This window comes from Streptomyces sp. WAC04114, assembly GCF_019733245.1.
Lineage (GTDB): Bacteria > Actinomycetota > Actinomycetes > Streptomycetales > Streptomycetaceae > Streptomyces > Streptomyces massasporeus_A.
Genome location: NZ_JAIGQA010000107.1, coordinates 21,749 through 28,662 on the forward strand (window position 1 = coordinate 21,749; position 6,914 = coordinate 28,662).

Here is a 6,914-nt window from a genome sequence, read left to right on the forward strand (position 1 = left end):
CTCGTCCGGTCGGGCTCGTGTCAGCCGCTCGCCTTCTGCGTGAGGTCGTAGAACGTGGTCGAACCGACCGTGACCTTCTTGAAGGTGGCCTCGACCCAGGACGTGATCCGGGAGGAGGTGCCGTCGCCGCTGCCGCCCATGCCGCCCGAGGCGATGAAGTAGTGGATCTTTCCGTCCGCCACGTACTGCTTGAACTGGGCCAGGGTCGGGGACGGGTCGCTCCCGTTGAAGCCGCCGATGGCCATCACCGGGTCGCCGGTGGACAGCTGGTAACTCGCCGCGTTCTGGGCGCCGATGGCCGCGGCGGCCCAGGTGTACTGGTCGGCGTCGGTCTCCAGCAACTCCTTGGCCTCGGCGCTGACGCCGGCGCCGTTGAGCAGGCCGCCGACGCCACCGCCGCCGCCCATGCCGCCCATCCGGCCGCCGTCTCCGTTCTGCTGGTTCTGGTTCTGCTGGTTCTGGTTCTGGCCGCCGCCCGGGAGGCCGCCTCCGGGGAAGCCGTTGCCCTGCTGACCCTGTCCCTGACCTCGGGCATTGCCGTTGCCGTTCTGCGGGTTCTGGCCGCCGTCCGGGAAGCCGCCTCCGCCGGGAGCACCGCCGCCGCCCGGGCCGCCCCGGCCGCCCGCGACCGCGGGGCCGGCGGTGACGATCGAGCCGGTGTGCCCCTCGTTCACGGTGGTGAGGGTGTACGCCGCAGGACCGGCCAGCGCGGCGACGAGGCCCAGCCCGGCCGCTCCCAGGGCCAGCCGGCGTCCCAGCCGACCGGCGAAGATCAGGCCGAGGGCCGCCGTCAGACCGCCGACCAGAACCAGCCACTTGAGCCAAGGCAGGTAGTCGGAGGAGCGGTTGAGCAGGACGTACCCCCAGGCCGCGGTCGCCGTCATCGCGGCGGCCAGGGTCAGCGACGCCCACGCCTTGTCGCGCTTCTCCCAGAGCAGCGTCGCGCCCATGCCGACCAGCGGGGCGATGTAGGGGGCGAGGGCGACCGTGTAGTACTCGTGGAAGATGCCCTGCATGTAGCTGAAGACCAGCATGGTGGTGAGCAGTGCGCCGCCCCACACCAGGAACGCGCCCCGGGTCGCCGAGGTCCGGCGGTACTTGCCCGTGGCCACCAGGCCCGCGACGAGCAGGATCAGCGCGGCCGGGATCAGCCAGGAGATCTGGCCGCCGATGGAGGAGCCGAACAGCCGGTCCCAGCCGGTCTCGCCCCAGGCGCCACCGCCGTTGCCGCCCCCGCCACCGCCTCCGACGCTGCCGGTCTCGTCGCCGTTGAGTCGGCCCAGGCCGTTGTAGCCGAAGGTCAGTTCCAGGAAGCTGTTGTTCTGCGAGCCGCCGATGTAGGGGCGGGAGGACGCGGGCCACAGCTCGACGATCGCGACCCACCAGCCGCCGGAGACGACGATCGCGGCGAGACCCGCGGCGAGCTGACCGATCCGCTTCTTCACCGTCACCGGGGCGCAGACACCGTAGACGAGGGCGAGCGGCGGCAGGATGAGGAAGGCCTGGAGCGTCTTGACGAGGAAGGCGAAGCCGATCGCGGTACCGGCCCACAGCAGCCACTTCGTGCGGCCGTCCTCCAGGGCGCGGATGACGAAGTAGCAGGCCGCCGCCATCAGCAGCGCCAGCATCGCGTCAGGGTTGTTGAAGCGGAACATCAGCGCCGCTACGGGGGTGAGCGCGAGCACGGCACCCGCGATCAGACCGGCCGCGGGGCTGAACCGGCGGCGCACGGCCGCGTACACGACGGCCACCGTGCCGACGCCCATGAGGACCTCGGGCACGAGGATCGCCCAGGAACCGAGGCCGAAGAGCCGCACGGAGAGAGCCATGGGCCACAGGGCGGCCGGGGGCTTGTCGACGGTGATGGCATTGGCCGCGTCGAGCGAGCCGAAGAAGAACGCCTTCCAGGACTCGCTGCCGGCCTGTACGGCCGCCGAGTAGAAGGAGTTGGCGTAGCCGGAGGCGCTCAGGTTGTACAGGTAGAGGACGGCCGTCGCCAGCAGCAGGGCGAGGAAGGCCGGGCGGGCCCAGCGGGGGTCCTCGGGGCGGCCGTGCCTGAGCCTTCGCACGAGGGGCCGCTTGGTGACACCGGGGGCACCGGAGGCATCGGCCGGGGGGCGGGTCCGGTTTCCGGGGCCCGTGTCTCTGCCGGTGATCGGCTGGTCGAAGTGGACGGTCATCGCAGGTCCCTCGAATCGGAGTCGTGCGGGCGCACCGGCAGCAGCTGCGGGGTGGCGTCCGGCCAGGTGGCGTCCGCGGCTGCACCGGCGCGGAAGGGGGCGGTGCCGTACGGGGTCGCGTCGTACGGGGTGTCCGCGTACGGAGTCGCCTCGTACGGGTTGGCCTCGTACAGAGTCGCCTCGTACGGGTTGGCCTCGTACGGAGTCGCCTCGTACGCGGCGCGCACCGCCGGGTCGTCCTCGCGCCGGTCCGGGAACACCCACGCCCGGAAGAGCAGGAAGCGCAGCACGGTCGCCGCGAGGTTGGCCGCGACGAGGACGGCCAGTTCGGTGGAGTGCGCCGGCTCGGAGGTCGCCGCGTTCAGTGCCGCGAGCGAGCCACTGGTCAGGGCGAGCCCGATCCCGAAGACGACCAGGCCCTGCCCCTGGTGCCGTACGGCCCCGCCGCGCCCACGCACCCCGAAGGTGAGCCGCCGGTTGGCCGCGGTGTTGGCGACCGCAGAGACCAACAGGGCGAGGGCGTTGGCGATCTGGGATCCGGTGAAGAGGCGGAAGCCGCTGTAGAGCAGCAGGTAGAAGAGGGTGGACAGGGCTCCGACCACGCAGAAACCGACCAGCTGGCGGGCGAGTCCCTTGGGCACGTCCTCGATGTCACGGTCGCGCGGGTCGTCGCCGAACGGCCGGGCGATCCGGTCCAGCGGCAGCGAGCCGGTGGCCAGGGCCCTGCCGACCCGCCACACACCCTTGAGGTCGTCGGTCGCGGTCCTGACGATGTGCACGGTCGAGTCGGGGTCGTCGACCCAGTCGACCGGCACCTCGTGGATCCGCAGCCCGGCGCGCTCGGCGAGCACCAGCATCTCGGTGTCGAAGAACCAGCCGGTGTCCTCGACGAGCGGCAGCAGCACCTGCGCCACGTCCCGGCGGATCGCCTTGAAGCCGCACTGGGCGTCCGAGAACCGCGCCTGCAGCGAGCCGCGCAGGATGAGGTTGTAGGCCCGGCTGATGAACTCCCGCTTGGGTCCGCGCACCACCCGCGAACTGCGGGCCAGCCGGGAGCCGATCGCGAGGTCCGAGTGGCCGGAGATCAGCGGCGCCACCAGCGGGAGCAGGGCGTTGAGGTCGGTGGACAGGTCCACGTCCATGTAGGCGAGGACCGGTGCGTCCGAGGCCGACCAGACGGCCCGCAGGGCCCGGCCGCGCCCCTTCTGCTCCAGTCGGAAAGTGGTGACCTCGGGGATCTCCGCCGCCAGCCGCCCGGCCACCTGCGGGGTGGTGTCCGTGGAGGCGTTGTCCGCGATCGTGATGCGGAACGCGTACGGGAACGTCCGCTCGAGGTGCGCGTGCAGTCTGCGGACGCACGGCCGGAGGTCCTTCTCCTCGTTGTAGACGGGGATCACTACGTCCAGGACAGGCGTACCGGCTGGTGCGGCCGGGAGGTGCTCCCGCGCCGGCAGGGTGCCGGGAGAAGAGTCGGTTCGCATGGAACCGACTTTCGTCAGGCGCCCTGTTGTGCCCATGTGGTGAGGCTGTGGCGTGCCTGTGAGTGCGGCCGCCGGCTCATGTCCGGCTGCGGCTCGGGCGGCAGCGCGGGCAGGTACACCGTGAACACGGTCCGCCCGGGCACGCTGTCGACGGTCACGGCACCGCCGTGCGCGCTCGCCACGGCCTGCACGATGGCGAGGCCGAGCCCGGTCGAGCCGGTGGCGCGGGAGCGCGCGGAGTCGCCTCTGGCGAACCGCTCGAAGACGTGCGGGAGCAACTCGGCTGGAATGCCCTGCCCGTTGTCCTCGACCTCCACGCACAGCCAGCGGTCGCGCCGCTGCACCCGCGCGGTGACGGTCGTGCCCGACGGCGTGTGCTTGCGGGCGTTGCCGAGCAGATTGACGAGGACCTGTTGCAGCCGGGCCGCGTCCGCCGACACGAGCGCGGGCTCGTCGGGCAGGTCGAGCCGCCAGGTGTGGTCCTGGCCGGCCGCACGGGCGTCGCTGATGGTGTCCACGACGAGCGGGGCGAGGTCGGTCTGCTCGAACTGGAGCGGCCGTCCGGCGTCGAGCCGGGCGAGCAGCAGCAGATCCTCGACGAGGAGGGTCATCCGGCCGGCCTCGGACTCGATCCGGACCAGGGCGTGCCGGGTGTCGGGCCCGACCTGCTCCCTGCCGCGCCGGGTGAGCTCGGCGTAGCCGCGGATGGAGGCGAGGGGGGTGCGCAGTTCATGGCTGGCGTCGGCGACGAACTGTCTGACGCGGGTCTCGCTCTGCTGGCGTGCGTGCAGCGCCCCGTGGACGTGGTCGAGCATCCGGTTCAGTGCGGCGCCGACCCTGCCGACCTCGGTGTGCGGATCGGTCTCGGAGTCGGGGACCCGCTCGCTGAGGTTCACCTCGCCGGTGTGCAGGGGCAGTTCGGACACCCGGGTGGCGGTGGCGGCGACGCGGCGCAGGGGGCGGGTGGCCACGCCGATGAGGACGGAGCCTGCGATGGCGGCGGCGACCAGGCCGGCGCCGGTGACGCTCACCTCGACGATGATCAGGGTGTTGATGGTGGTGGTGACCGACTCGGTGGGCAGGGCGACGTAGTAGGAGCCGCCGTCCTCCCCGTGCGCGTACTGCACGCGGTACTCGCCGAGTCCGGGGAGGTCGACGGTGTGCAGGCCCCTGGTGGGCACGCGCGCGAGAGCGGCCTTCTGTTCGTCGGTGAGGCCGACGGGGGTGTTCCCCTGGTAGGGGCCGTTCTCCTCGGAGTCCTTGGCGAAGGCCGCCAGGGTGATGCCGCCGTCGGCGCCGACCACGGCGGCCACGGTCCCGGGCCGGGCCGGCCCGTGGATGAAACCGGTGATCCTGTCCGTCGCGTCGATGTCTTTCCCGCCGTCGGGCTTCGCGGGACCCGACAGACGCTTGCCGGTGTCCTCGACCTGCCCGTCCAACTGCTCGTACAGATGCGAGCGCAGCGCCAGCGTCGTCACCGTGCCGATCACCGCGCACACCACGGCGATCAGCACCACGGACGCGACGACGAGCCGTGTCCGCAGCGTGCGCGGCTTGCCTGGCCACCGGCTGCCCGCCCGCTGCCGCGTACGCGACCGTCGCCGTCCGCTCATGACGCCGCGGGCTTGATCAGGTACCCGGCGCCGCGCCGTGTGTGGATCATCGGCTCGCGCCCGGCGTCGATCTTGCGCCGCAGATAGGAGATGTACAGCTCGACGACGTTGGCCTGGCCGCCGAAGTCGTACGACCAGACCCGGTCGAGGATCTGTGCCTTGCTGAGCACGCGGCGCGGGTTGCGCATCAGGAACCGCAGCAGTTCGAACTCGGTGGCGGTCAGGTGGATGTTGTCCCCGGCCCGGGTCACCTCGTGGCTGTCCTCGTCGAGGGTGAGGTCGCCGACGACCAGCATGGAGTCCGAGCGCCGGTCGGCCGCGCCGGAGCGGCGTATCAGCCCGCGCAGCCGCGCGACGACCTCCTCCAGGCTGAACGGCTTGGTGACGTAGTCGTCCCCACCCGCCGTCAGCCCGGCGATCCGGTCCTCGACGGCGTCCTTGGCGGTGAGGAACAGCACCGGCACGTCCGGGAGTTCCCGGCGCAGCCGCCCGAGCACGGCCAGGCCGTCCATATCGGGCAGCATCATGTCCAGGACGACGGCGTCGGGCCGGAAGTCGCGGGCGGTCTGGAGCGCGCCCGTGCCGTCACCGGCACTGCGGATCTGCCATCCCTCGTAGCGCAGGGCCATGGACAGCAGTTCGGTGATCGACAGCTCGTCGTCCACCACGAGCACGCGGACGGGGCTCCCGTCCGGCCTGAGCAGTTCGGTGCGCCCCTGGGGCGAGGTCGTGGTCATGTGAGCACGATGTCGGGGACCTCTGAGAGCGCCCTTTCGACAACCTGTGATTTCCCTGAGAAACACACAGGTGCCTCTCAGGGGGCTCCTGAGAAGGCCTCCGCAGCCTCCGGGAACGCCGCGCAGGTCAGAACAGCCCGTCCTGCACGCCTGCCGCCTCCCTGAACTGCCGTACCGGCACGGTCAGTTCGTCTCCAGCGGTGGGCACCAGCCGCCATCCGGTCATCAGCCGTGTGTCGAGTACGACGACCCCGCCGCCGGTGGCGAGGTGCAGATCGGGCCCGGCGGCCGCGGCCAGCTCCCCGCCGACCGCACCCCCGGCGACGAGCTCGCTCACGCCGCCCCTGGCGACGGGCACGTCCGCCAGCCCGAACACCCCCACGTGATCGACGACCCGCAGCGGCTCCCGCAGCAGCGACTCCGGCCACGCGGGAAGCCGCACCGCCCTCTCATACAGCTCGGCGACCTCACGGGCCCGGTCTGCGGCGGCCTCCGGCAGCGCGGACCGCACCGCCCGCTTCTCGGCGTACGGAATCCGGTCGGGCACCCGCAGGGCGGCCCTGAGCAGCTCCTCCGTACGCCGCGCGGCCATGAGCGGTCCGACGCCGAGCCAGCTGAAGCAGACGGCGCCCTGCTCGAGCAGCCGGGCGGAGCCCCGCTCCTCGGCGGTGATCCCGACCTTCACCATGCCGGGCCCGAACCACGCCAGATAGACGCGGTACGGCCGGGGATCGTCGGCGATGGTGTCCGCCGCCACGGAATGCGCCCGGTCCAGCCGCGCACACTCCTCGCACCGCGCCCCCGTACTCCGCCCCGGCACCGCCGCGCCCAGGGGGCACGCGTGCCCCCTGGGCGCGGCGGTGCCGGGGCGGAGTACGGGGGCGCGGTGCGAGGAGTGTGCGC

General features: G+C 72.3%; 5 protein-coding genes. All 5 read right to left on the reverse strand.

What is annotated here, in order from left to right; genetic code table 11:
• Positions 1–20: 20 nt before the first annotated feature.
• On the reverse strand, positions 21–2,180 hold the full coding sequence (locus K4G64_RS24840; RefSeq protein WP_221758218.1) for a glycosyltransferase family 39 protein: 2,160 nt from the start codon (positions 2,178–2,180) through the stop codon (positions 21–23).
• The gene (locus tag K4G64_RS24845) at positions 2,177–3,661 is read right to left on the reverse strand and encodes a bifunctional glycosyltransferase family 2/GtrA family protein (RefSeq protein WP_221758219.1); all 1,485 of its coding nucleotides are present in this window, start codon (positions 3,659–3,661) and stop codon (positions 2,177–2,179) included. The genes K4G64_RS24840 and K4G64_RS24845 overlap by 4 nt, the downstream gene beginning before the upstream one ends.
• Before the next feature lie 14 nt (positions 3,662–3,675).
• Positions 3,676–5,274: a HAMP domain-containing sensor histidine kinase gene (locus K4G64_RS24850; RefSeq protein WP_221758220.1), complete on the reverse strand. Its 1,599-nt coding sequence runs from the start codon at positions 5,272–5,274 to the stop codon at positions 3,676–3,678.
• The gene (locus K4G64_RS24855; RefSeq protein WP_221758221.1) at positions 5,271–6,011 is read right to left on the reverse strand and encodes a response regulator transcription factor; all 741 of its coding nucleotides are present in this window, start codon (positions 6,009–6,011) and stop codon (positions 5,271–5,273) included. Before K4G64_RS24855 ends, K4G64_RS24850 begins: the two co-directional genes overlap by 4 nt.
• Positions 6,012–6,138: 127 nt before the next feature.
• A partial coding sequence (locus K4G64_RS24860; RefSeq protein ID WP_260460925.1) for a DUF2797 domain-containing protein occupies positions 6,139–6,914 on the reverse strand: 776 nt, incomplete at its 5' end.

Coding starts and splice junctions, on each gene's coding strand:
- K4G64_RS24840 (WP_221758218.1), bottom strand. CDS start 2,180: ATGACCGTCCACTTCGACCAGCCGATCACCGGCAGAGACACGGGCCCC.
- K4G64_RS24845 (WP_221758219.1), bottom strand. CDS start 3,661: ATGCGAACCGACTCTTCTCCCGGCACCCTGCCGGCGCGGGAGCACCTC.
- K4G64_RS24850 (WP_221758220.1), bottom strand. CDS start 5,274: ATGAGCGGACGGCGACGGTCGCGTACGCGGCAGCGGGCGGGCAGCCGG.
- K4G64_RS24855 (WP_221758221.1), bottom strand. CDS start 6,011: ATGACCACGACCTCGCCCCAGGGGCGCACCGAACTGCTCAGGCCGGAC.